The 20,212-nt window shown below is 58.7% G+C and carries 16 protein-coding genes and 1 pseudogene; 5 read left to right on the forward strand and 12 right to left on the reverse strand.

From position 1 onward, the window contains the following. Positions 1 to 136: 136 nt before the first annotated feature. Entirely contained in the window at positions 137 to 412 is a 276-nt protein-coding gene (locus P3T17_RS35275) for a GlsB/YeaQ/YmgE family stress response membrane protein (RefSeq protein ID WP_074262751.1), read from the forward strand. Positions 413 to 515: 103 nt separating this feature from the next. Here the strand turns inward: P3T17_RS35275 and P3T17_RS35280 are convergent, their stop codons facing one another. Next, positions 516 to 1,211 (reverse strand): PepSY-associated TM helix domain-containing protein, encoded by a 696-nt coding sequence (locus P3T17_RS35280; RefSeq protein WP_429287796.1) that lies wholly within the window; start codon positions 1,209 to 1,211, stop codon positions 516 to 518. Between the two features lie 14 nt (positions 1,212 to 1,225). Beyond that, positions 1,226 to 3,493 (reverse strand): TonB-dependent receptor, encoded by a 2,268-nt coding sequence (locus tag P3T17_RS35285; protein WP_429411548.1) that lies wholly within the window; start codon positions 3,491 to 3,493, stop codon positions 1,226 to 1,228. A 256-nt stretch (positions 3,494 to 3,749) separates the two neighbouring features. Here P3T17_RS35285 and P3T17_RS35290 point away from each other — a divergent pair, with 256 nt between their 5' ends. Beyond that, the gene (locus tag P3T17_RS35290; RefSeq protein WP_429411551.1) at positions 3,750 to 4,088 is read left to right on the forward strand and encodes a hypothetical protein; all 339 of its coding nucleotides are present in this window, start codon (positions 3,750 to 3,752) and stop codon (positions 4,086 to 4,088) included. Positions 4,089 to 4,124: 36 nt separating this feature from the next. Further along, entirely contained in the window at positions 4,125 to 4,346 is a 222-nt protein-coding gene (locus P3T17_RS35295; protein WP_429411553.1) for a hypothetical protein, read from the forward strand. A 116-nt stretch (positions 4,347 to 4,462) separates the two neighbouring features. Here the strand turns inward: P3T17_RS35295 and P3T17_RS35300 are convergent, their stop codons facing one another. The 4 genes from P3T17_RS35300 to P3T17_RS35315 all read right to left on the reverse strand — a co-directional run bounded on the left by P3T17_RS35300 (position 4,463) and on the right by P3T17_RS35315 (position 8,048). Then, on the reverse strand, positions 4,463 to 5,242 hold the full coding sequence (locus P3T17_RS35300; RefSeq protein ID WP_429411555.1) for a cyclodeaminase/cyclohydrolase family protein: 780 nt from the start codon (positions 5,240 to 5,242) through the stop codon (positions 4,463 to 4,465). Between the two features lie 59 nt (positions 5,243 to 5,301). Then, positions 5,302 to 6,210 (reverse strand): hypothetical protein, encoded by a 909-nt coding sequence (locus P3T17_RS35305; RefSeq protein WP_429411557.1) that lies wholly within the window; start codon positions 6,208 to 6,210, stop codon positions 5,302 to 5,304. A gap of 41 nt (positions 6,211 to 6,251) precedes the next feature. Continuing rightward, positions 6,252 to 6,971, reverse strand: a complete 720-nt coding sequence (locus P3T17_RS35310) for an AbiV family abortive infection protein (protein ID WP_429411559.1) — start codon at positions 6,969 to 6,971, stop codon at positions 6,252 to 6,254. A gap of 201 nt (positions 6,972 to 7,172) precedes the next feature. Further along, positions 7,173 to 8,048 carry a hypothetical protein gene (locus P3T17_RS35315; RefSeq protein WP_429411562.1) on the reverse strand — a complete coding sequence of 292 codons (876 nt, stop codon included), beginning with the start codon at positions 8,046 to 8,048 and terminating at the stop codon, positions 7,173 to 7,175. 391 nt (positions 8,049 to 8,439) lie between these two features. Here P3T17_RS35315 and P3T17_RS35320 point away from each other — a divergent pair. Further along, a pseudogene (locus tag P3T17_RS35320) lies at positions 8,440 to 8,940 on the forward strand (DUF5131 family protein); the annotation flags it as partial. Positions 8,941 to 8,996: 56 nt separating this feature from the next. On the opposite strand, the gene P3T17_RS35325 reads toward P3T17_RS35320, so the two are convergent. Beyond that, positions 8,997 to 9,413 (reverse strand): hypothetical protein, encoded by a 417-nt coding sequence (locus P3T17_RS35325; RefSeq protein ID WP_429411564.1) that lies wholly within the window; start codon positions 9,411 to 9,413, stop codon positions 8,997 to 8,999. Between the two features lie 121 nt (positions 9,414 to 9,534). Between P3T17_RS35325 and P3T17_RS35330 the strand changes: the two genes are divergently transcribed. Next, positions 9,535 to 14,145 (forward strand): hypothetical protein, encoded by a 4,611-nt coding sequence (locus tag P3T17_RS35330; RefSeq protein ID WP_429411566.1) that lies wholly within the window; start codon positions 9,535 to 9,537, stop codon positions 14,143 to 14,145. Positions 14,146 to 14,479: 334 nt separating this feature from the next. Here the strand turns inward: P3T17_RS35330 and glmS are convergent, their stop codons facing one another. The 5 genes from glmS to P3T17_RS35355 form a co-directional block, all read right to left on the reverse strand. Beyond that, positions 14,480 to 16,297 (reverse strand): glutamine--fructose-6-phosphate transaminase (isomerizing), encoded by a 1,818-nt coding sequence (gene glmS, locus P3T17_RS35335; protein ID WP_429411568.1) that lies wholly within the window; start codon positions 16,295 to 16,297, stop codon positions 14,480 to 14,482. 64 nt (positions 16,298 to 16,361) lie between these two features. Then, a complete protein-coding gene (gene glmU / locus P3T17_RS35340) occupies positions 16,362 to 17,723 on the reverse strand; it encodes a bifunctional UDP-N-acetylglucosamine diphosphorylase/glucosamine-1-phosphate N-acetyltransferase GlmU (RefSeq protein ID WP_429411570.1) in 1,362 nt (453 codons plus the stop codon). 153 nt (positions 17,724 to 17,876) lie between these two features. Continuing rightward, on the reverse strand, positions 17,877 to 18,896 hold the full coding sequence (gene ttcA, locus P3T17_RS35345; RefSeq protein ID WP_429411572.1) for a tRNA 2-thiocytidine(32) synthetase TtcA: 1,020 nt from the start codon (positions 18,894 to 18,896) through the stop codon (positions 17,877 to 17,879). 3 nt (positions 18,897 to 18,899) lie between these two features. Beyond that, positions 18,900 to 19,295, reverse strand: coding sequence for a dihydroneopterin aldolase (locus tag P3T17_RS35350; protein ID WP_074262800.1), 396 nt, complete (start codon positions 19,293 to 19,295; stop codon positions 18,900 to 18,902). Between the two features lie 91 nt (positions 19,296 to 19,386). Next, on the reverse strand, positions 19,387 to 20,211 hold the full coding sequence (locus P3T17_RS35355; RefSeq protein ID WP_429411574.1) for an SDR family oxidoreductase: 825 nt from the start codon (positions 20,209 to 20,211) through the stop codon (positions 19,387 to 19,389). Position 20,212 lies beyond the last annotated feature (1 nt).

Below are 20,212 nucleotides of genomic sequence, written 5' to 3' on the forward strand. Positions count from 1 at the left end.
ACCCATTCCCGGCAAACCGGCTGGAGATCCTTAAGGAATCCGTCCGGTTCACGCTTTGTGCCCGTCTGAACGGGCGGTCTCACGACCGGAATGCTTGTTCGCCGCTAGCGCGGATTCTGCCCATCAGGAGGTAAATATGGACCCGGTCTCACATGGCATCATTTTCTGGCTAATTATCGGAGGCATTGCTGGTGCCTTGGCGGGGCGCATCGTCGACGGTGGCGGCTTCGGCATCGTCGTCGACATCATTGTCGGGATTGTCGGCGCCTTCATAGGTGGATGGCTTGGCGGAGCGCTCGGCCTGCATCTGGGCGGCGGCATTATCGGCTCGCTGATAACGGCGCTCATTGGCGCAGTTATTCTGCTCTTCATTATTCGTCTTTTCAGTCGCGGCCGAGCGAGCTCGCTCTAGCAACGGCTTTTTGAAGAGTCCGACCTGGACCGGGCGCGCCGTCTGCGCCGGTCCAGGCGACAAGCCCGCAGGGCTCATCAGCCCGGTGCGGCTCGCTAAGACGCTAAAGCGTCTGAATGCCCAGGATAATCACTGCAGCGATCGAGGACATGAAAATCACCGCTCCGATCGTGCGTCTGCGGTTCAGTTCGGTCCACAAAATCACACCGGTCAACGACAGCAGAATCATGCTACCGGCCATCGAATCGGCAAGCAGAATCCAGCCGACGCCCGCCCCCGTCGAGCGATGCAAACCTTCGAGCGTCGCAACGAGGCCTTGATCGCGCCGTTCGACGCTAACAAACGTGCCGCCCTTCCAGTAGTCCGCACTGACGAGATAGTTCGGCGCGTTGAAGCGCACCTCCCAATGCTCCGGTTGAATCACCGACTGATCGCCCCACGTGACTGGGCCGGACGGATCACGCGTGACGCGCTCCGCGGGCCGGTCGAGTTTCAGTTCGGTACGCAGCCAGCCGGCCAGTTCGCGCGGCGTCCTGAACTGCGCCGCATCCACAGGCATCTGCACGGTCGAAACGACCGGACCGCCGACCTTGATCTTCATCGTTGCGCGATGATTCTGCAGAAAACCGGTCACACCGAACAGCAAACCCAGCACCGCACCCCACAGACCGATCCAGCCGTGCACCTTGCGCAGCCATTTGAGAAAGGTGCTGCGAAACGAACGCGAGCCGCTGGCGCGGGATCGAGGCCGGTCTTTGAATTCCGTATCTGCGCCGGTACGGGTCGCGAGGTCGTTCATCGGATACCTGTTGATCAAAAGTCGATGGTGGATGTGAGTTCGAGCGTGCGGCCGAGGCCGACCGCGAGCTGATTCGAACCCGCCGCGCTCCAGTAGCGCTTGTTGGTGGCGTTTTCCAGATTCGCCTGGAACGACACGCGCTTGCCGTACACACGCGTCGCGTAACGCAAGCCCGCGGTGTAAATCGTGGCGCCGCCGATCCACGCCTGATCGGCGCTGTTCACCGGACGCGGCCCCACGTAGTACATCCCGCCGTTGACCGACAGGCCTGCGAGCACCGGCACGCGATATTCGGCGAACAGACTCGCCGTGACGTGCGGTGTGTTTTCCGGCGTCTTGCCGACCAGCGTCGAATCCGACGAGTCGAGTTGCTTCGCGTCGAGATAGACCGTCGACGCCGTCAACGAAATGTCCTTCGTCACATCGCCCTGCACCGAAAACTCGATGCCGCGAAAACGTGCGTTGCCGTCCATGACGTAGACGTTGTCGGCATTCGTATCGGCCGAGGGCTGACGCAGATTGAAGAGCGCGAGCGACACCAGCGCACGGTCCGCCACCCGGGTGCGAACGCCCACTTCCTCCTGCCGGCTCACGGCCGCTGGCAGGATCTGATTGGCGTTTGCAGCCGTGGACGGTGCGCTGCCGGCCGACTCGAGCGCCTCGACGTAGCTTGCATAGACGCTCGTGTTGGGCGTGAGGCGATAGCTGAGGCTGCCGGACGGCGACGTCCTGTTGATGTCCTGGCTCGGCGTGCCCAGCTGCGAACTCATATATTCGGAGCGGCGCACGCCAGCGATGAATTGCAGACGCGAGGTCAGGTCGACCTGGTCGAACAGGTACACGCCGCTGTTGCGGATGTGCTGCGCGTAGAACTGCTTCGGCGTGCCGCTCGCGGTCAGCTTAGTGATCGACACGGGGTCGTAGAGATTCTGGCTCGCCGTGTAGAAGTAGGTCGTGAAGTCCGGCTGGAACAACCAGTTCTGCATGACGCCGGCCGTCAGCGTGTGACCGATCGGGCCCGTCTTGAACGCACCGGTCGTTTCGAGCCGTACGTTTTTGTTCTCGTACATCTGGCCGTTCTGCTCGCTGGCTTGCAAGCTGCCGGCGCCCGTCGCAACGCTGTACTTCTGGAACACCCAGGCCCAACGGTCGCGCCGTGTGATCGACTGGCCGATCGAGAAGTCCACGTTCCAGTTTTCGGACAGCGCGTAGTCGGCGCGCAGCAGCTGGGTATCGGCGCTCGATCTGGTCGGATGCGCGTTGCTGACCAGCAGCTTCGACGGATCGGGTATCGCCGGCAGCGTGATGACGCCGTTCTTTGCGGTGAGCGGCACGACACCCGCCTGTTCAACGATGCTCGATTCGACGTGCTCGAAGTCGTATTGCAGCTTGAGCTTGCTGTTCAGTTTCCAGTCGAGCGCGGCACTGACAAACTTGCGGTAGCCACGATCGCCGTCGATCGGCGTCTCGACGTGTTCGTCCATCGCGTTGACGCGAATGCCGAACTGGTTGTCCTGTCCGAAGCGCCGGGAGAGATCGACCGCGACGCCGTACGAACCGTTCGAGTCGGCGAGCGCCGTCACGCTCGTGACGGGCTCGGCGCCCGCCCGCTTCATGACCATGTTGACGACGCCGGCTGGAACGGTGAAGCCGTAGTAGAGCGCCGACGCGCCCTTCAGAACTTCGACGCGCTCCTTGTCTTCCATCGGCATCCAGACGTTGTTGTCGATCGGCAGGATGCCGTCGATGTAGTAGCTCGAGCGGTTGTCGAGCGCGATGCCGCGGATCGCCAGGTTGTCGTACGCGAGACCGTTCAACTGCAGGCGAGTTACGCCGGCTACGTTGCGCAGCGCGTCGTAGAGACCGGTATCGCCTTGGGCGTCCATCACATCGCGCGTCACCACGTTGACGGTTGCGGGCACGTCGAGCGCGTCGAGGCCCTTGTAGGGGCCGGTTTCGATGCTCGAGGGAGCGAAATGTTTGGACTTCTCGCTGATGACTTTCACCGGGGCGAGTTGGCTGGCGTTGTCCGCGGTGGTGCTTGCGGTGGCTTTCGCGCCACTTTTGACGCTGCTGTCTGCGTTTGCTTTCGCGGTGCTGTCGGGCACCTCGGCCGTGTCCGCCGCCTGCGCGGAAGTGGTGATCACGCTCGCCGCGAGTAGTGTGCCGATCCAGTTTCGTCTACGTCGAGTCGCCAAAAGGTTGTACCGCATACCGCCATGCATGAAGATTTTCCCCGTACCGAACGCCAGCTCGGCGCGATACGGACCGGTTTGGACCATGGTGCGCCGGAAATATTACGAATATTAATGCGAATCATTATCGTTTGAAAGTAAATTGGATGCAACCTTTCTGAACGATGACGAGGATTTTCGATGGGGCGCGGGTGGGTGCTTGCCGGTTGACGACTCAGCTGGCGGCAGCTCGTCTCGCGGCAAATGTCCGCGCAAACATGTTCCGAATCTGCGGATGGCTGCTTATAGTGGAGCCGTGCGAGCTTCCTTCTTCAGGACAGGCACCTTCGACAGGGACAGCGAAATGACTACTTCTTCCGAGCTGGTGAACAGTCCGCAGGACGCGACGCCGGAGTCTCTGCTGGCTCTGATCAAATACCTCGACCTCGCGCTGGACAAAGGGAAGTCCGTCGTGATGATGCGGCACGAGGCCGGGGTGTGTTCAGTTTATGTTGGTGACCCGGGGGATGAGGAGAATCCGTTGGGTCGCCAGGGAACTATCGCAGTAGGCGTGGCCGACGAGATACTTGAACTGACGCGGGCTGGGGTGAACAGGCTAGAGGTCGGGGATCAGGTGTATCGGTTTGTTCGGAGTTTTACGCATGTTGCGGGTGTGGGGGCGGTGGTTTTTGGGCCGGCTTAGGAGCACGCCAACCGAGGTCAGCGCGCGCTCCGATATATGATTCTACACAAAGATGTTTGTGAAAATCGCGCCAATAAAATCAACGACTTGCGGACATCCCTGATCGGATCGGAGTTTGTGAAAACCAGCCTGAATGCCCTTGGAGCAGCCAAATATGTTTGTGAAAATCGGATCTCATCGCGCGAATTGGGCGATGTCCTGCCGCTCCCCAAGATTGGAGTGAAGTTTGGCTCCAGCTTTGAACTCGAGGCTGACTGATTCGGCCACGACGTCTCGAAGAGCGTGGATATCTTCAATCGTTTCGTACACGCTGCGCTCCCTTGAGCGTTAGCCACCTGCGCCCAACATAGGACCATCGCTTCGCATTCGCCAAGTCAAGGGGGCGTGTCGCTTAAAAGTGTTTTTGGAGTATTCGTTTCGCTTAATACGTCGGCCGAGGCACTATCGGTGACCGGAAGCGGGAGATCCAGCTGCAGTGATGCGAGCGCCTCGGCATTGAGGGAGGTAACGCAGCGAAACGCAGTCTCCTGCTTTCTTTGAAGCTCGGCGTACAGATCCGCGCACCGGTCGATGTGATCCCTGGCGTAGTTTCTTGCGCGCAACGACTTAAGGTTCAGGTTTGCGATGAAGATGCCGGACATGACGGCAGCCATGGCTGCGCTGATTGCCGCCCCCGAGTCGCCGCGCACGAGCGGCCAACCGTTCTCAAAGACTGCTACACCGTGGTCGATTAAAGTCATGCACAGTTCGACCGTTTGGAATGCGTTATCGGTCGCGACCTCCAAGAGATCGTTGGACTGGCGAGAGAAGGCGCTTTTGGCTTCTGGCGTAGTCGCCGCATTGCGCGCAATCCGCAACCGGACCACCTCGTCAAACTCTTTTGCATCTTTTTCGAACAGCAACCGCAGCTTTGGCTCGATAGCGTCCATTTGCCCGTGGATGTGCTGCAGGAGACGCTCGACAGGCCGGCATTCTTCTTTTTCCAAACTTTTTCTGCATACCGTACGAATCAGCTTGGCCGCGAGCAGCCCCATCAGCGCGGCCGCACTGCCTGATCCTGGGGAGGCTTTTCCTGCGCCGAAATCATCAAGCAGTTGGTTCGCCGGCCGGGTGAGTAGCTCGCCCTCGGGTGCACCGGAGCCATTGGGAGTCATGTGAGTCTCAAAAGTTTAGTTTTCCGCAATGTTGGCCCGTATAACCCAGGCTCTTTTACTTAGAGCGGAAAGGTCGAATGCTCATTGAATGGAAACTTTGTGTTCACCAACTCTACAATCGCAGCGCCAATCCTCTTCCCTAATTGCTTCGTGAGGGAGTTGACGGTAATTTGAAAGGAGTCGTCGAGCACGCGCCATTTCTCCATCCAAGCTGCTGGGAATGGAGCATCAGACGACTGGATTGCAGGCGTTAGCCTGTGTAGCATCCAGCCGACTTCGCAATACCGATTCATGAACAGCGCGAACTGTTCTTCCTCGAACCGGGGCAAAATTGGGAGTGGTTCTCGCCCCTTCATCCATCCCTTTGCGCCGGCGAGAGACAGGCGTGCGCCGTGAACTTCAAAGTCGAAAAGAGCGTCCCACTGAGCAAGCTCGTCTCGGGTTTCCTGTGTGAGGCCACTAAGGCTGCCAGTCATTTTTCGACGGACTTCAAACTCGGTGTCCTTGCGTAGCCTTTTCATAGCCGCGATATCAAGCGGTTTGCCTGGGGTTATACCTTCGATGCTATAGAAGTCGGCGATCTTTTGGAGAGCCGCTGAGGTCAAAGCGAGATTGTCAAATGTATTCCGAAGCAGTGTATAGGCGTGATAGGGATAGCCACAGATTGCAATTCGCTCGGCTCCACACAAGGACTGGAAACCATGGGCAAGACGAGGGACGAATATTCCATAAAATTCGGAAAGTGGCGCAGTCACTTTGGGACGACTAACCGTATTGACCAGCTCAACCGTTTCGAGAAAAAAACACTTGAAAGCATCGGACAGCGCAAGATAGCCCCGGTATCGAAGAATCGCCTGTTTGTGATTCTGCTCCTCGTCGAAAACAAGGCGCGCGCGACCGTAGGGGACACCGTCGCTTTCCGAAATGGCATCAAGACGTTTTACGAATTCTTCTGGAGAGAGCGCCATTTCGGAAGATGTCCAACATTGTTAGTAAACGAACTTGACGGTCAGGCGCCATCCGACGAGGGCGTCTTTCGCTGCCTTGCCAGTTCGACTAGCTTTGCAGGCAGCGAATCCATAAAGTTTTTTAGAGTTTTGGGGTCATTCCGGTCCAAGGCGTCGATACCCAGTGTCATCGACATCTGCGCCACTTCGTCTGCCGCCGCGTCCAGATCCGTCTTCCATCTAGTGAGAACGCTCACCTTGTGGTGCGCCATCGCCATGAACTCGGCGTTGCGTTGTCGGATATCAGCAAGATGCTCGCCATTGATGACGTCGCGCGGCGAAATGAATTTACCGTCGAAGTCGACGTAGAGCGAGGCGTTTTTCAGATCGTTAGACTCTTGGTGAAACCTGTTCTGTAACTCCTTGAAAGCTCCGTGCGCTGCTGCGGTATCGTTGCTCTGTTCAGCTTCCACTTCCGATGCCGATTTCGATAGGAAATAGGCATCGGCCTTGTTCTTGGCTTCGTGGCGCGAAAAGGCTCGTGTCAGACGCTTCATGTCAATTTTTTCGCCTCCCAGAAGCGAGAAAACTGATACGCAAAGCATGTCAGCCTTTCCACACTCCTCAAGGGATATTTGGTGAAGCAGCAGGGCTCGCGCCACTGCTCCCGTCCCTGCGAGGTGCACAGCTTCATCGTAGAGCTCATCCGCATTCTGGAAGGTTTTCTCCAAGCCGTCGATGAGCGTTTGTGCAAGCTCCTTCGCATCAGGACCGAGTGGCATTGGAACCTTCCAGGAAATTGGGAAACTCGATTGTCGACGACCCACGCTGTGATGTCGAATGGCTAATGTTGGCCGGTCGATGCAAGACGGCAATGGGCATCACGCGACCCTAAATCGCTTTCAACCCGTTGCGCCCAACGACCGGTCGGCGGTGAAGTGGCCGTACTCAGGAGCGAGCGTACTCCTCTGCCGACTCCCCCGTCACTTATCTATCTGCGGATGGTCTGCGCGACTCTGTTGCTGTTTCCTCAAGATGACATGAATGGTTGCCAGATAAAAGTAGAACATCCAACTCAACCATAGACTTGCGTCGTATCCGGTCTTTTGTTGATCATTGTGGTGACGAATCCCGAAATTGTTCGCGAGATTGAATAAATCCCTTTCGTCCGCGGAAGTAAGAAGAGACTTGATCTCGGAACGAGTGTACTCCAGTACATCAGCGAGATCACGAACGGCTTGCCTGCGGTCATCGAGCGTCGCGCCATGGCGGCGGTAACGCAGGATCGCAGCGCTGATTCGATTTGATATATTGGAATCGCTTGAAGGAATGTCCGCATCAAATATCTTCTCGAATCCTTGCTGGGGCTTGTGAAGTATTTCGCCGTTCTCTGACAGTTCAAACGGCTTCGCATAGTGGCCCAACACAGCGTTCACTTTGTCACGGTACTCGATCTGACCTTGCTGTTTATTGAACGTCTCCCAGTGCATGCCACATTGGGCGTAGCTGTGAAAGGAGCCGTCTATCGGCTTTGAAACCTGCTGAAACAGAAATTCGACGACGTCAAAAAAATCGTCTTCCGTGTAAGTTTCTCCACAGACATGAGGAGGCCATAGGTTTTTCTTACGAACGGCGAGGAGCAACTCGAGATCTATATCGCGCACGTTGCCGTTGATATGCCCTGCATCCACACACTCATATCCAAAGGCTTCGCAGAAGTATCCATCTTCGGACATCTGGTCGTACACGCGAATGTAAAGATCGATAATATCTTTTAACGGCAGACCCGATTGATTTGGATTTGTTCCTCTACGCTGGGAGTAGTAGGAGTGCGCCATAGGAGCAAGGACGGAGGACATGAGAGTTCGAATACTACTCGCAAAGACAGACTTTGGGATGCGGCGGCATAGAAAGCATGTATCCCAGAGGGTGTGGTGCATCACTATGCGCACCTGGAGGGGGTGCCTGTCGTCGTTCGACGCGATATCTAGACGCTTCCCACCACCCACCACGATACTGCGGTGGCCGCTTGATCGACACGCGCTACGAGGAACTAACCTTTGGGGGCTTGTTGCCAACCTCTGGATGATTCTGAGGAAGCTGCGGCATCTTTGCGTCTTCATTCTCGCTGCCTTGTTCAACCGCGACGTTGCCGCGGTTCCAACGCCGTAACGCCGGTGGTTGGCAAAGCAAATTGTTCGGGACGACTCCTTAGTCAGTCACGCAAGTCGGCCTTCCGATTTAGCGCGCCTACGCAAGCAGCTTCCCGTCGGCTACGAGTTTCCGCGCAATGTCTGGCTCGGAGCAACGGTAGAGAACCAGGCTTCCGCGAGCAAGAGGATCAAACACCTGCTTCAATTCTCCTCGCCGTCCGTACGCTTCCTCTCCTGTGAACCACTACGTTCCGCGATCGATCTGTCAGATTTCCTACTGCCTAACCGACTGGGCAACCGCGTTGACTGGGTGATAGCAGGAGGTGAGTCCGGCGCGCACTCGAGACCTATGGATCCTCGATGGCCTGTCGAGATTCAACAGCAATGCTTCGAAGCAAAAGTGCCATTCCATTTCAAACAATGGGGTCATTGGGCGCCGCTGGAATACGTTGCGGAAGCTCTGCGAAAGAGCACGCCAATTAAGATTTTCCGGCAGGACCAGTCTGAAGTGTCCGTTGCGGCAGTCGGCAAAGGCAAGACCGGGCGCGTGCTGCTCGGACGGCATTGGGATCAGTTTCCGAAGACATCATTCAAGTGATATCCTGCGCTGTGCGGCCGCGTGGAGATTGCAGGCGCACGCTTACCGCTGGACGCTCACTCGGGGCCAGTCCATCGCAGTTCCTCTCCCTGCCATTCGTAGTGAAGCGGGCGCTTTTTGCGCCGCTTCGCGTCCACCGACAGGTTCATGACTTGCCCGGCTTCGATCAGACGAAGAAGTGATGCCTGCAGGTCGCTCTCGAACCAGTCCGTTTCCTCAAGGATGTCCGCGAACGCACGGGTATCGATCGTCCGCGGACCCTCTTTTAGATAGATGCGCCAGAAGTGGTCAACGTCGACCGTCCCGGCATGTCCTGCATCAGAGTCAAGGAAACCCTCAGAGTCGAACAGATCCCCCATTCCCGTCTGCTGCCGCTGACGACCAGACATCTGGCCGCTAGTGAGTGGCGAACGGCTGGCTTTAATTTCATCAGGGTTTTCACCGCGACTAGGACAGATGCTCGGCTTCAGCATGCGTTCGCTTACGATTCAAAGGAGAAAATTGCGGTTAGACTCGAGGCTTGTTCGGGGCAAGCTAACGTTGTCCTCCAGAACACGTTCCGCATCAAAGAGAACAAACTAAAGTCCGCCGACAATGTCAGATCTGATCGAAGATTTCCGCCAAAGTATCCGACAGCTGAAACCGGACGGTGACGACGGTTTTGAAGGTCTCATGGCCGCCGTCTTGAGCGATTTAACCAAGCGAAGTTTTGCGCTGGCAAGCGCAGGTTCGCAGCATGGCAAGGACGGTCAATCCGCGCTGGACGGTGGCGTCATCGTGTTCGAGGCAAAGCGCTATGACGATGCGGTCCCCAAGGACAAAATCTATACGAAGATTCTCGAGATCGCCGCGGACAAGAGCAGCACGACCGAACTCTACATCCTCGCAGCCACTGGCCCTATTTCAGCGCAGCACATTACTACTCTGAAAGATGGCGGGCAGCGGCTTTCGATGGCGCTGATGGTGTTGGCTTGGCCTGAAACAGGTTTATCGGAACTCGCTGCCCTTATCGCGATGACGCCGGAAGTGTCGACGAAATTTATCGGCAAGCATACTTCCATCAACGAAGCCCAACTTGATAACCAATTGTCGGCGGTGCGCGCGCATCCGCAATTCCAAGCACGGTCAGACGAGCTTCTGGTTATTTTGCGGCAGCCCAGTATCGCTCCGGCTTTTGCGCTCAAGGAAAACGTAACTTGGCTGTCAGAGGCCTTTTCGGACAAACGGCGCGCCCGCAGCGTCTTCGGCCAGGCCCTTAGTCCTGAAGACCCGACGATTTCAGGTACGATCGACCGTACGAATCTCAGGACCAAAGTTGCTAATAAGGTCTTTGCCAAACCCGATGGCGTCGTTACCGCTATCCTCGGCGCTGACGGCAATGGAAAATCTTGGATTTTCGCCCAGGCTTGGAGCCATCAATCCAATCCGCCGCTAACCATCATCATTGTGCCCGACGATATCGATGCCGCGCCTTCGCTTGAATATTGTCAAGACCTTCTGATCTCCAAGCTGCTTACGCAGACGGGTGAGACGCGTAGATCCGACGCCAGGGAGCGCTGGCTCTCGCATTTCGAGCGCTGGCAACGCAACCCCGATTGCGCCGCCCCACGATTGGTTGTTTTTATGGATGGCATAAATCAGCGCGACAGCGTCAAGTGGCTGCGGTTCATGGACTCCATGAGCGCGGTAGTTGCCCAGCTTGGCGGTACGCTGGTCTTTAGCTGCCGGCAGCTTTTCTATCGAGACAACCTCGAGAACAAACTGGTCAGCCGGGTCGTAGTGATCGACGTTCCAGAATGGACTGATGCTGAACTGGAGGAGCTGCTGAAAGAACGAGGGACGTCAATCGCCGCCCTCGATGCGGCGATAGTTCGCAGTCTGCGAAACCCTCGGATTTTCGGGGTTGCGGCCGCCCTCTTCAAGGCCGAAGAAATCACGGGATTTGGCGAGTTGAGCGTCAGCCGGCTGCTCTTCGAGCATATTCGCAGCGGCACTGCCGCGGAGGGCACCGCCGTCTCGTCTAAGCAGTTTGCGGCCGACATCTGCACCCATGCCGAAAACATCGTACAACGTCTCAAGCAACGGCAAATCGACGGCCTTAACGAATTTGATATGCCTGCCCTAGTAACGGCCGGTCGTCCCAATCAAACCATATCTGAACAGTTTGTTATTACCTCGGCAGGTCGCTTCTTCGAGGTACTGGACGAAAATCCCAACAAGTACGTCCTGAAGGATGAAGGCTTACCACTTGCGCTGGGACTTGCGTTGGTCCGGACAGCGAGGGAAGCGCTGCGGAAGCAAAAAAGCATCGACGAAGCACTCGCCAATATCCTTGATCCAATAGCAGCGCTGGACAGGACCAGCGACATCCTGCTAGGCGCTATTCTCTCGGCGGTGCTCGAAGCCGCGCCCCAAGAAGTCGTGGCATCGCTGGTACGCTCGTTCGTAATGCTGCAGAACCTCGATTCGAAACGCTATCCGGAATTTCGTAACCTGTTTGGCCGGAATCCCCAGGCGTTTCTTGCGGCCCTCGAGTATTCAGCGCTGACCGGCGGTATAGCCTCAAATCTGTCCTGGCTGACTGACGCCGCCGACGATCTGAGCGGCAACAAGGACTTCGAAACCGAACTGGAGGCCGCCATACACCGCTGGCTCAATATGTACTCGCTTGCCCCGGAGCGGATGGTCCCGATCCCGAGAAATTCAGAGCACGCGGCAGAATACGAAAGAAAGCGAGCTGAGCGCGAGGGGCAACTGTCCGCGACCATTGCATCTTTGTCTCCGACAGAATATGACCTTTTAGCGGGCATGACCCAGGAGAGTCGCGGTGACTATAGCCAACTTAGTCTCATTGCCTTTCAAGCCCTGGCAGGCCGCCCGCTCGCACCCTTTGCCGAAAGCCTGAGGAACTGGTGCTTCGCAGCCTCGCTCAATGGCGGTTACCGCGATCACCACGATGATTTCGATAATCTCCTACATTTCAACCTAGTCGACTGGGCAGCCACCAAGGACGCTCTGCGGCACGTGGCCAAGCCGCTACGCCGGACCGGCATGTCTCAAGTAGGGCAGTGGGCACTCGTTTATGTACTGCGCGCCACCGGCGACAGCGGAGATGCGGAGGAGGCCGGTCGTATCGCCGAAGAATTGACCAAGGATCGCGAGCCTATCAGGGGCTGGCGAGCGATCGAGGACTATTGTGCGACCGATCCCTGCGATCCAGCGTCGGAAGAGCCGGACAACATTGTCGAGACCGCCAGTGCCTATGGGGCAATCAATCCTGCCGAACTGTGCCGCTTGATGGGCAACAGACAGGGCGATTATTTCTTCAGGACCGCCCAACCAGGCCTCGCTCGCTTCCGCCCCGAGGTGGCCGTCGAGGTCTTACGAGCCTTGGCGGACCAAGCCGTGACACGGGCGCAGCCTGAGTTCCGCCAAGCCATCTTCTTGCTCGAAAGTCATACCGTTGGTTTGGAAGATCGAGTCGCGATGCCCTACGTCGAGAAAGCGCGTGAGATTGCCCAAGCGGTACTGGATGCGAACGAGGATAGGAACGACGAAGGTTGGGTTGCTGCCCAATATGCCCTTAGCGTGGCGTTTCCTCACATGACCGGTGACGAGCAGTTTGACGCGTTGATCAATCATCCTAAAGACAGAACCATTCTAATAGAGCTTGGCTACAGCTTCCAGCCGATCGACGAAACCAAATTGGAGAGTGCGCTGGACCAGGCGACGACAGAGAACAACTTCGTCGCGCAATTCCGCATCTTGTGCTTCGCGGAATATTCGCGAACGTCCTTGACAGCGCGTACCAAGGATATGGTGCTCGGGCTACTGGCCTCGACAAACAGTCACGTCCGCTTGTCAGCGTTGGCCCTCATCCAGGCAACAGCAGATCCCTTCCTGCTCGCAGGCCTCGTCCTGTGCGGCTGGAGTGCTGCGACGCTCGACGCCGTGTCAGACAAGGTCGAAATACTCCATGGATCGCAAGCGTTGGTGCTGGCTGCTGAGCAGGGCTCGATTACCCTCGAGGCGTGCCTCGACCGAATCGCGCCTTCCGCTTATGAGAGCCTCGCCGAACGCCTTGGACCCGAGGCCGTAATCGCGATCGCTGATCGTCTCAATACGGGCATCCACAGGGCCGCCGAATTTCAGGTCACTGGTAACCTGCCGGACATTGAGCAGAGTTTCGAGGGTCGCCATTGGTCCGTGATCTTCGAGGTCTCCGAAAAGCCGCCGCAAGTGGACATTCCGCACGAACGAATTCAGCGGCTCGCCGAAACCGGCGACGCCTGGTATGAGCGACGAAAGCAGAGTCAGGAAGCGGCTGACCGCTTCGAGCGGGACCTGACAGAGGCTGGAGCACTGCTTATCATCCAGTCTGTCACTGTCGCGCTCATCGCGGCAATCGACAAGGTGACGCCTGCTCTCGTGGATACCTGGCAAACGCTCATCCTGAGGTTGGACAGTAAATCCCTCAGCAATTTGCACAATATCGCTTTGGTCGTTGCCGAGGTCATATCCAAAAGAAATGTAGGCGCGAGCCTGAAGCTGTTTGAGCGGTTGAGGATGAGCTCCGCACATGTAAGGGTCACGTTCGGCCGAGACAAGGTAGACCTCGAAGCCGTCACGGCTTGGGGTGCAGCCGATAGCGCCGAAATGAAAGACCTCTGCTTCGCTCGACTCGACCGGATAGGCAACGATCATGACCTCGCCATGGAGGTTCTTGCGGCCATCAGGTCTGAGCGCCTTAACGTCCTGCGCGACTACGTCGTCGACCGTCGACACCGCCCCGAACCTGCGCATCGCGCGCGTGCCGTCATGGTGGCAGGTCTGTCACCTGATGAGCCTTGGGCTATCGAGACAGTCCAGATGCTGAAGGACGAACATGGATTTCTCCGGCGCGCCTATGAGGGCGCGACATACGCAATGGAACGCCATCAGTGGTCTCGCCATTGGGCTGCCCAGATGTGCACTGCAAGCGATCCCGTGGATCTTTGGCGCGCAACTGTCCTACTCGCGAAAATCGTCGATGGCCGCTTCAAATGGTCTGATGTAGAAGGTGATGCGCCCAGTCCACTCATCAAACGCTTCGGTACTACGCTTAACAGCCCGATCCGTGATCGGATTCGCAAATGGAAGAACAGGCGGAACTCGAAGCTGTTTGGGATGAATGTTCCCAACAAGACCTTTCTGCCGGGCGATTAGAGTCCAGATCATCACCACGTGCCGTCGTCGAGTCCAAACCGTTAGCGCTCTAGCCGCGCACTCAAAAAACGCCACGAGAAAACCGTCGCCCATCTGCGTTGTCTTTGCCAGACCGGCGTGCATCACGCCCTCCGTTGTGCGAGCCTCAACGTGCTGACGTGACTGCCAGGCCAGTGAAATCGCGCCAAATCGCCGGGCGGGGGACTCGAATCTCGCCCGGGGACTTCGTTGCCAGTAATAGCTTTTCACAAACATATTTGCAAATTCACAAACTATATTGTCAATTCACAAACATAGTTGTCGCTGATCAATACACGGCTCGCGCCCCCCGCCCTCACTCCACCGTCACCGACTTAGCCAGATTCCGCGGCTTGTCCACATCCGTCCCTCTCGCACACGCCGTGTGATACGCCAGCAACTGCAGCGGCACAACATGAAGAATCGGCGACAGCAACCCATAATGCTCAGGCATCCGAATCACATGCAGACCTTCGTCATTGACGATCCGCGTATCCGCATCCGCGAACACATAAAGCTGACCACCGCGCGCCCGCACTTCCTGAATATTCGACTTTAGCTTTTCAAGCAGCGCGTCGTTCGGCGCCACCGTCACCACCGGCATTGCCTCGGTCACCAGCGCCAGCGGCCCATGCTTCAACTCACCTGCCGGATAAGCCTCAGCGTGAATATATGAAATCTCCTTGAGCTTCAGCGCACCCTCAAGCGCGATCGGATAGTGCAGCCCACGCCCGAGGAACAGCGCATTTTCCTTGCGTGAAAACTCCTCCGACCAGGCGATGATCTGCGGCTCAAGCGCCAGCACGCTATTGAGCGCCGCCGGCAAGTGACGTAGCTGCCTGATGTAATCCGCTTCCTGCGACGCATTCACATGCCCGCGCAGCTTGCCCAGCGTAACCGCCAGCACAAACAACGCCACGAGTTGCGTAGTAAAAGCCTTGGTCGACGCCACACCAATCTCGCGTCCTGCATGCGTGAGGAACGAAAACTCCGTCTGCCGTACCATCGCACTCGTGCCGACGTTGCACACCGCCAGCGTATGCTGATGCCCAAGTGACTGCGCATGCTTCAACGCCGCGAGCGTATCCGCCGTTTCGCCCGACTGCGAGATCACCACCACCAGCGCCTTGGGATTCGGCACCGACTCGCGATAGCGATACTCGCTCGCAATCTCTACCTGGGTCGGAATCTTCGCCACCGATTCCAGCCAGTACTTCGCCGTCAGTCCCGAGTAATAGCTCGTGCCGCACGCCAGAATCAGCAGGCTGTCGATACCCTCAAACACCTTCTGCGCACCGTCACCAAACAGCGCTGCATCGAAGGTCTCGGCTTGCGGAATCGTGTCAGTAATCGCGCGCGGCTGCTCGAAGATTTCCTTCTGCATGAAGTGCCGATACGGGCCAAGCTCGACCGCGCCACCATACGCCGCCACCTGACGCACTTCGCGCTGGACAATGTCGCCATCGCGGTCGGCAATTCGCACCTGTTCGAGCGCCAGCTCGCACACGTCGCCTTCCTCGAGGAAGATAAAGCGCTCAGTGCTGCCAGCAAGCGCCAGCGCATCCGAAGCGAGGAAGTTCTCACCATCGCCCAATCCAACGACCAGCGGCGAACCCTGACGCGCACCCACCACCGTATGCGGTTGATCCTTATGCAGCACGGCAATCGCATACGCGCCATGCAACTGCTTCACCGCGGAACGCACCGCAGCGAACAGATCGCCCTGATACAGGCTATGCACCAGATGCGCGATCACTTCCGTATCGGTCTGCGAGACGAACTCGTAGCCCTTGCCGCGCAGCATTTCACGCAGTGCTTCATAGTTCTCGATAATGCCGTTGTGAACCAGCGCGAGCGCGTTTCGCGAGAAGATCGGATGAGCGTTGTCCGTGACCGGCGCGCCGTGCGTGGCCCAGCGTGTATGCGCGATCCCCGTGATCCCTTCAAGGTGAGTCTCGCGCACCTGATCGTCGAGATCCGCCACCCGGGCGACGCTACGCGCGCGCAGCGGTTCACCGTTGGCCAGCACGGCGACGCCGCACGAGTCGTAGCCGCGATATTCGAGACGACGCAATCCTTCGATCAGGACGGGGACGATATTACGTTGCGCAACCGCGCCGACAATGCCGCACATAGATTCTGAGTCCTTTGCAGGGGTTCGGTTTCAAGGCGTGCACTGCACGCACGCCGGGTGAGCTTCAGCTTTTCTTTTTGGTCGGGCGTACGAAACCCGTCTTGCTCGTCTGGGTCTTGTCGTTCAGCACCAGCACATTGTCCCCGACGTCTTTCCAGATCGTCGTGCCCGCGGCAATCGTCACGCCGCGGCCGACGCGTACCGGCGCGACAAACTGCGTATCCGAGCCGACAAACACATCGTCCTCGATGACCGTGCGGTGCTTGTTCGCACCGTCGTAATTGCAGGTGATGGTGCCCGCGCCGATGTTCACCCGCGCGCCGACATCCGCATCGCCGATATAGGTGAGATGCCCCGCCTTCGAGCCATGGCCCAGCACGGCATTCTTCACTTCGACGAAGTTGCCCACATGCGATTCGTCCCGCAGCGTCGCCCCTGGCCGTAGCCGGGCATACGGTCCAAGCCCCACGTTCGCACCGATTTCGGCGCCTTCGATATGCGTGAACGCTTCCACGTGGCTACCCGCACCAATCGTGGCATCGCGAATCACGCAGTTGGGCCCGATCGTCACGTTGTCTGCGAGCGTCACATGCCCTTCGAACACGCAGTTCACGTCGATCGACACATCGCGCCCGCATTCGAGCGTGCCGCGCACGTCGATACGCGCCGGGTCGGCCAGGGTCACGCCGGCTACCAGCAGGGCTTCCGCGACGTTTTGCTGGTGAATCCGCTCCAGCTCGGCCAACTGTTGCTTGCTGTTGACGCCAAGCGTCTCCCACTCTTCATCGGGCTGGGCCGTGACAACCTCAAAACCGGCTTCGGTTGCGCGCTCGACCACATCGGTGAGGTAGTACTCGCCCTGCGCGTTGTCGTTCTTCAGCGCGGCGAGCCACATGCCGAGCTGCGCGGTCGGCGTCACGACAATGCCCGTATTGATTTCGGCGATACGCAGCTGTTCCGGCGTCGCATCCTTCTGCTCGACGATCCGCACCACGCAGCCGGTCTGGTCGCGCACGATGCGACCGTACCCCGTGGGATCGTCGAGCATCACCGTGAGGACGCCGTAGCAGCCCTCGGCGGCACTGTCGACGAGGCGCTTGAGCGTGCTCGCCCGCGTGAGCGGCACGTCACCGTACAGCACCAGCGTCGGCACGCCGGGATCGAGTAACGGCAAAGCCTGCTTCACGGCGTGGCCTGTGCCGAGCTGCTGTTCCTGGACGGCGAACAGCACATCGGGCGCGGCTACCGCAGCGCGCACGGCTTCACCGCCATGGCCGATCACCACGACGAGGCGGCTGGGCTCGAGCGTACGAGCGGTGTCGATAACGTGAGACAGAAGTGGCCGGCCGGCCAGGGGATGCAGCACCTTGGGCAGCGCGGAACGCATGCGCTTACCGGTGCCTGCCGCCAAAATCACGATGTTCATGGCGTCGGCGAGGGGACGAGTTTGGAGCCGATGATTCTAGCATGCGGCCCATGACAGAGACGCTCGCGGGCGGATTTACTACGGAGGTTCGCAATCCCGGAAGCACGGGGCTTCCGGGGCGTTTAGAGCAACTTCAAAACAATGCGTACTGCTTCACAGATCGTCGAACCGCACGATCGAAATCGGCTTCGATCCGTTGAGCGTCGCGCCCTCGATGGAATCGGTCGAGCACGGCTCTTCATCGAAGGCGATATCGCCGTGCGGATCGGCTTCGCCCGTCGCGCGCAGGCCGGCGAACGGGAACAGCTTGTGATCCATCAGATGCGACGGCACGATATTCGACAATGCATTGAACATATTCTCGACGCGGCCCGGGAAGCGCTTGTCCCAATCGCGGATCAGCGCCTTCATTTCCGCGCGCTTCAGGTTCGGCTGGCTGCCGCACAGGTTGCACGGAATGATCGGAAATTCGCGCAACTCCGCGTATTTCTCCAGATCGGTTTCCTTCACGTAGGCGAGCGGCCGGATCACGATGTTCTTGCCGTCATCCGACTGCAGCTTCGGCGGCATGCCCTTCAACTTGCCGCCGTAGAACAGGTTCAGCAGCAGCGTCTGCAGGATGTCGTCACGATGGTGGCCAAGCGCGATCTTGGTGGCGCCCAGCTCACCGGCCACGCGGTACAGGATGCCGCGACGCAGCCGCGAACACAGCGAGCAGGTGGTCTTGCCTTCCGGCACTAGCCGCTTGACGATGCTGTAGGTGTCCTGATTCTCGATATGGAACGGGATGTCCAGCTGCTTCAGATACTCGGGCAGCACGTGTTCCGGGAAGCCCGGCTGCTTCTGGTCGAGATTCACCGCGACGATGTCGAAGTGGATCGGCGCGCGCTCGCGCAGGCGCATCAGCACGTCGAGCATGGCGTAGCTGTCTTTGCCGCCCGACAGGCAGACCATCACCTTGTCGCCTTCCTCGATCATGTTGAAATCGCCGATCGCCTGACCGACGAGGCGCGCAAGCCGCTTGAACAGCTTGTTGTTCTCGTACGCCTCTTTCTGCTCGCGGCGCGTAAGCGCAGGCTTGGCGGACCGTTCGGCAGTCGCCGCGGCGCCCGTCATTTCAGCCGGCGCTGCCTCGCGCGTCGTTTCGGCGCTCAGGATCTCAGGAGCGTTCATGACTCAATCCTCTTTGATGCGGAAGACTTCGATGCCGACGGCATCGCAGTCCGGATACACGTCCGGCTTTTCGGTGGACACGCGGGCCGCGCGCACCTGCGGATGAGCGAGCAGCGCGGTCAGCAGGTCGTCGCAAAGCGTTTCCTGCAGGTGAATGTGACCGCGTTCGACGCGGCGTGCGATGGTAGCGCGCATGAAGTCGTAGTCGACGACTTCGCGCAGTTTGTCCTCGACGGGGGTCGACAGCGCGAGCGGCACGTACAGTTCGACGTTGATCACGACGCGTTGCTCGCCGCGCTTTTCGAAGTCATGCACGCCGATATTGATGTGCACTTCGTAGTTGCGCAGAAAAAGCCGGCGGCAATCGGCTAGCCGGGGATGCGAAAGAGCGGCAAACATGGTCGTTCCAGTCAAAAAAAGCGTGCGGGGCACGCAAGGGGGCGCTTCAACGCACCACGGCCCTCAATTAAAGTGTAGAGGTCGTGCGCATTCAGGCGCCCGTCAAAAACATCACGTCACGCGGGGACGGCACGAGGTGCTGACCGCCGTCGACAACCAGCGTCGTCCCGGTCACACCCGCCGCCTCGGCCAGATACAGCGCGGCGGCAACGATATCCTCCGGCCGCGACGCACGGCCGAGCGGGGTGACGCGATGAGCTTCGGCAAAACCTTCCGGCGTCTGATCGCCGGACTGCAGCGTCAGCCCGGGCGCGAGACCCACCACACGCAGTTTCGGCGCCAGCGCCTGGGCGAGCGCGACGGTAGCTGTCTGCAACGCCGCCTTGGACAGCGTGTAGGACAGGTAATCAGGATTCATGTTGTACAGCTTCTGGTCCAGCACATTGATGACGACCGCGCGCTGCGCCTCGTCGCTACGGGCGGCTTCGGGCGTGGCCTCATACAGCATACGCGCCAGCACGAGCGGCGCACCGACATTCGCGGCCATATGGCTGAGCAGTTGTTCGTAGCCTATGCTTTGGGCGGTATCTTCGTCGAACTGGGACGCATTGTTGACGATACACACTGGCCGCCCCAACGCCGCCATACAGTCGGGCACGAGCCGGGCGACTTCCGCCTCGACAACCAGATCCGCCTGCAGCGCGACCGCCCGGCGGCCGAGCGCGACGATTTCGGCGACCACCTCGTCGGCTTCCGGCTTCGACTTCCCGTAATGGACGGCGACGTCCCAGCCCCGCCCAGCAAAGCCGAGCGCCAGTTCGCGGCCGATCCGCCGGGCAGCGCCGGTGATCAGGACAACACGCGGAACGGCGGACGGACGGCCGAGGACGGCGGAAGTGTCGGAAGGGACGGTCATT

The sequence above is a fragment of the Paraburkholderia sp. GAS82 genome (genome assembly GCF_050436285.1).
Taxonomy (GTDB): Bacteria; Pseudomonadota; Gammaproteobacteria; order Burkholderiales; family Burkholderiaceae; genus Paraburkholderia; species Paraburkholderia phenazinium_B.

Coding starts and splice junctions, on each gene's coding strand:
- P3T17_RS35275 (WP_074262751.1), top strand. CDS start 137: ATGGACCCGGTCTCACATGGCATCATTTTCTGGCTAATTATCGGAGGC.
- P3T17_RS35280 (WP_429287796.1), bottom strand. CDS start 1,211: ATGAACGACCTCGCGACCCGTACCGGCGCAGATACGGAATTCAAAGAC.
- P3T17_RS35285 (WP_429411548.1), bottom strand. CDS start 3,493: ATGGTCCAAACCGGTCCGTATCGCGCCGAGCTGGCGTTCGGTACGGGG.
- P3T17_RS35290 (WP_429411551.1), top strand. CDS start 3,750: ATGACTACTTCTTCCGAGCTGGTGAACAGTCCGCAGGACGCGACGCCG.
- P3T17_RS35295 (WP_429411553.1), top strand. CDS start 4,125: ATGATTCTACACAAAGATGTTTGTGAAAATCGCGCCAATAAAATCAAC.
- P3T17_RS35300 (WP_429411555.1), bottom strand. CDS start 5,242: ATGACTCCCAATGGCTCCGGTGCACCCGAGGGCGAGCTACTCACCCGG.
- P3T17_RS35305 (WP_429411557.1), bottom strand. CDS start 6,210: ATGGCGCTCTCTCCAGAAGAATTCGTAAAACGTCTTGATGCCATTTCG.
- P3T17_RS35310 (WP_429411559.1), bottom strand. CDS start 6,971: ATGCCACTCGGTCCTGATGCGAAGGAGCTTGCACAAACGCTCATCGAC.
- P3T17_RS35315 (WP_429411562.1), bottom strand. CDS start 8,048: ATGTCCTCCGTCCTTGCTCCTATGGCGCACTCCTACTACTCCCAGCGT.
- P3T17_RS35325 (WP_429411564.1), bottom strand. CDS start 9,413: ATGCTGAAGCCGAGCATCTGTCCTAGTCGCGGTGAAAACCCTGATGAA.
- P3T17_RS35330 (WP_429411566.1), top strand. CDS start 9,535: ATGTCAGATCTGATCGAAGATTTCCGCCAAAGTATCCGACAGCTGAAA.
- glmS (WP_429411568.1), bottom strand. CDS start 16,297: ATGTGCGGCATTGTCGGCGCGGTTGCGCAACGTAATATCGTCCCCGTC.
- glmU (WP_429411570.1), bottom strand. CDS start 17,723: ATGAACATCGTGATTTTGGCGGCAGGCACCGGTAAGCGCATGCGTTCC.
- ttcA (WP_429411572.1), bottom strand. CDS start 18,896: ATGAACGCTCCTGAGATCCTGAGCGCCGAAACGACGCGCGAGGCAGCG.
- P3T17_RS35350 (WP_074262800.1), bottom strand. CDS start 19,295: ATGTTTGCCGCTCTTTCGCATCCCCGGCTAGCCGATTGCCGCCGGCTT.
- P3T17_RS35355 (WP_429411574.1), bottom strand. CDS start 20,211: ATGACCGTCCCTTCCGACACTTCCGCCGTCCTCGGCCGTCCGTCCGCC.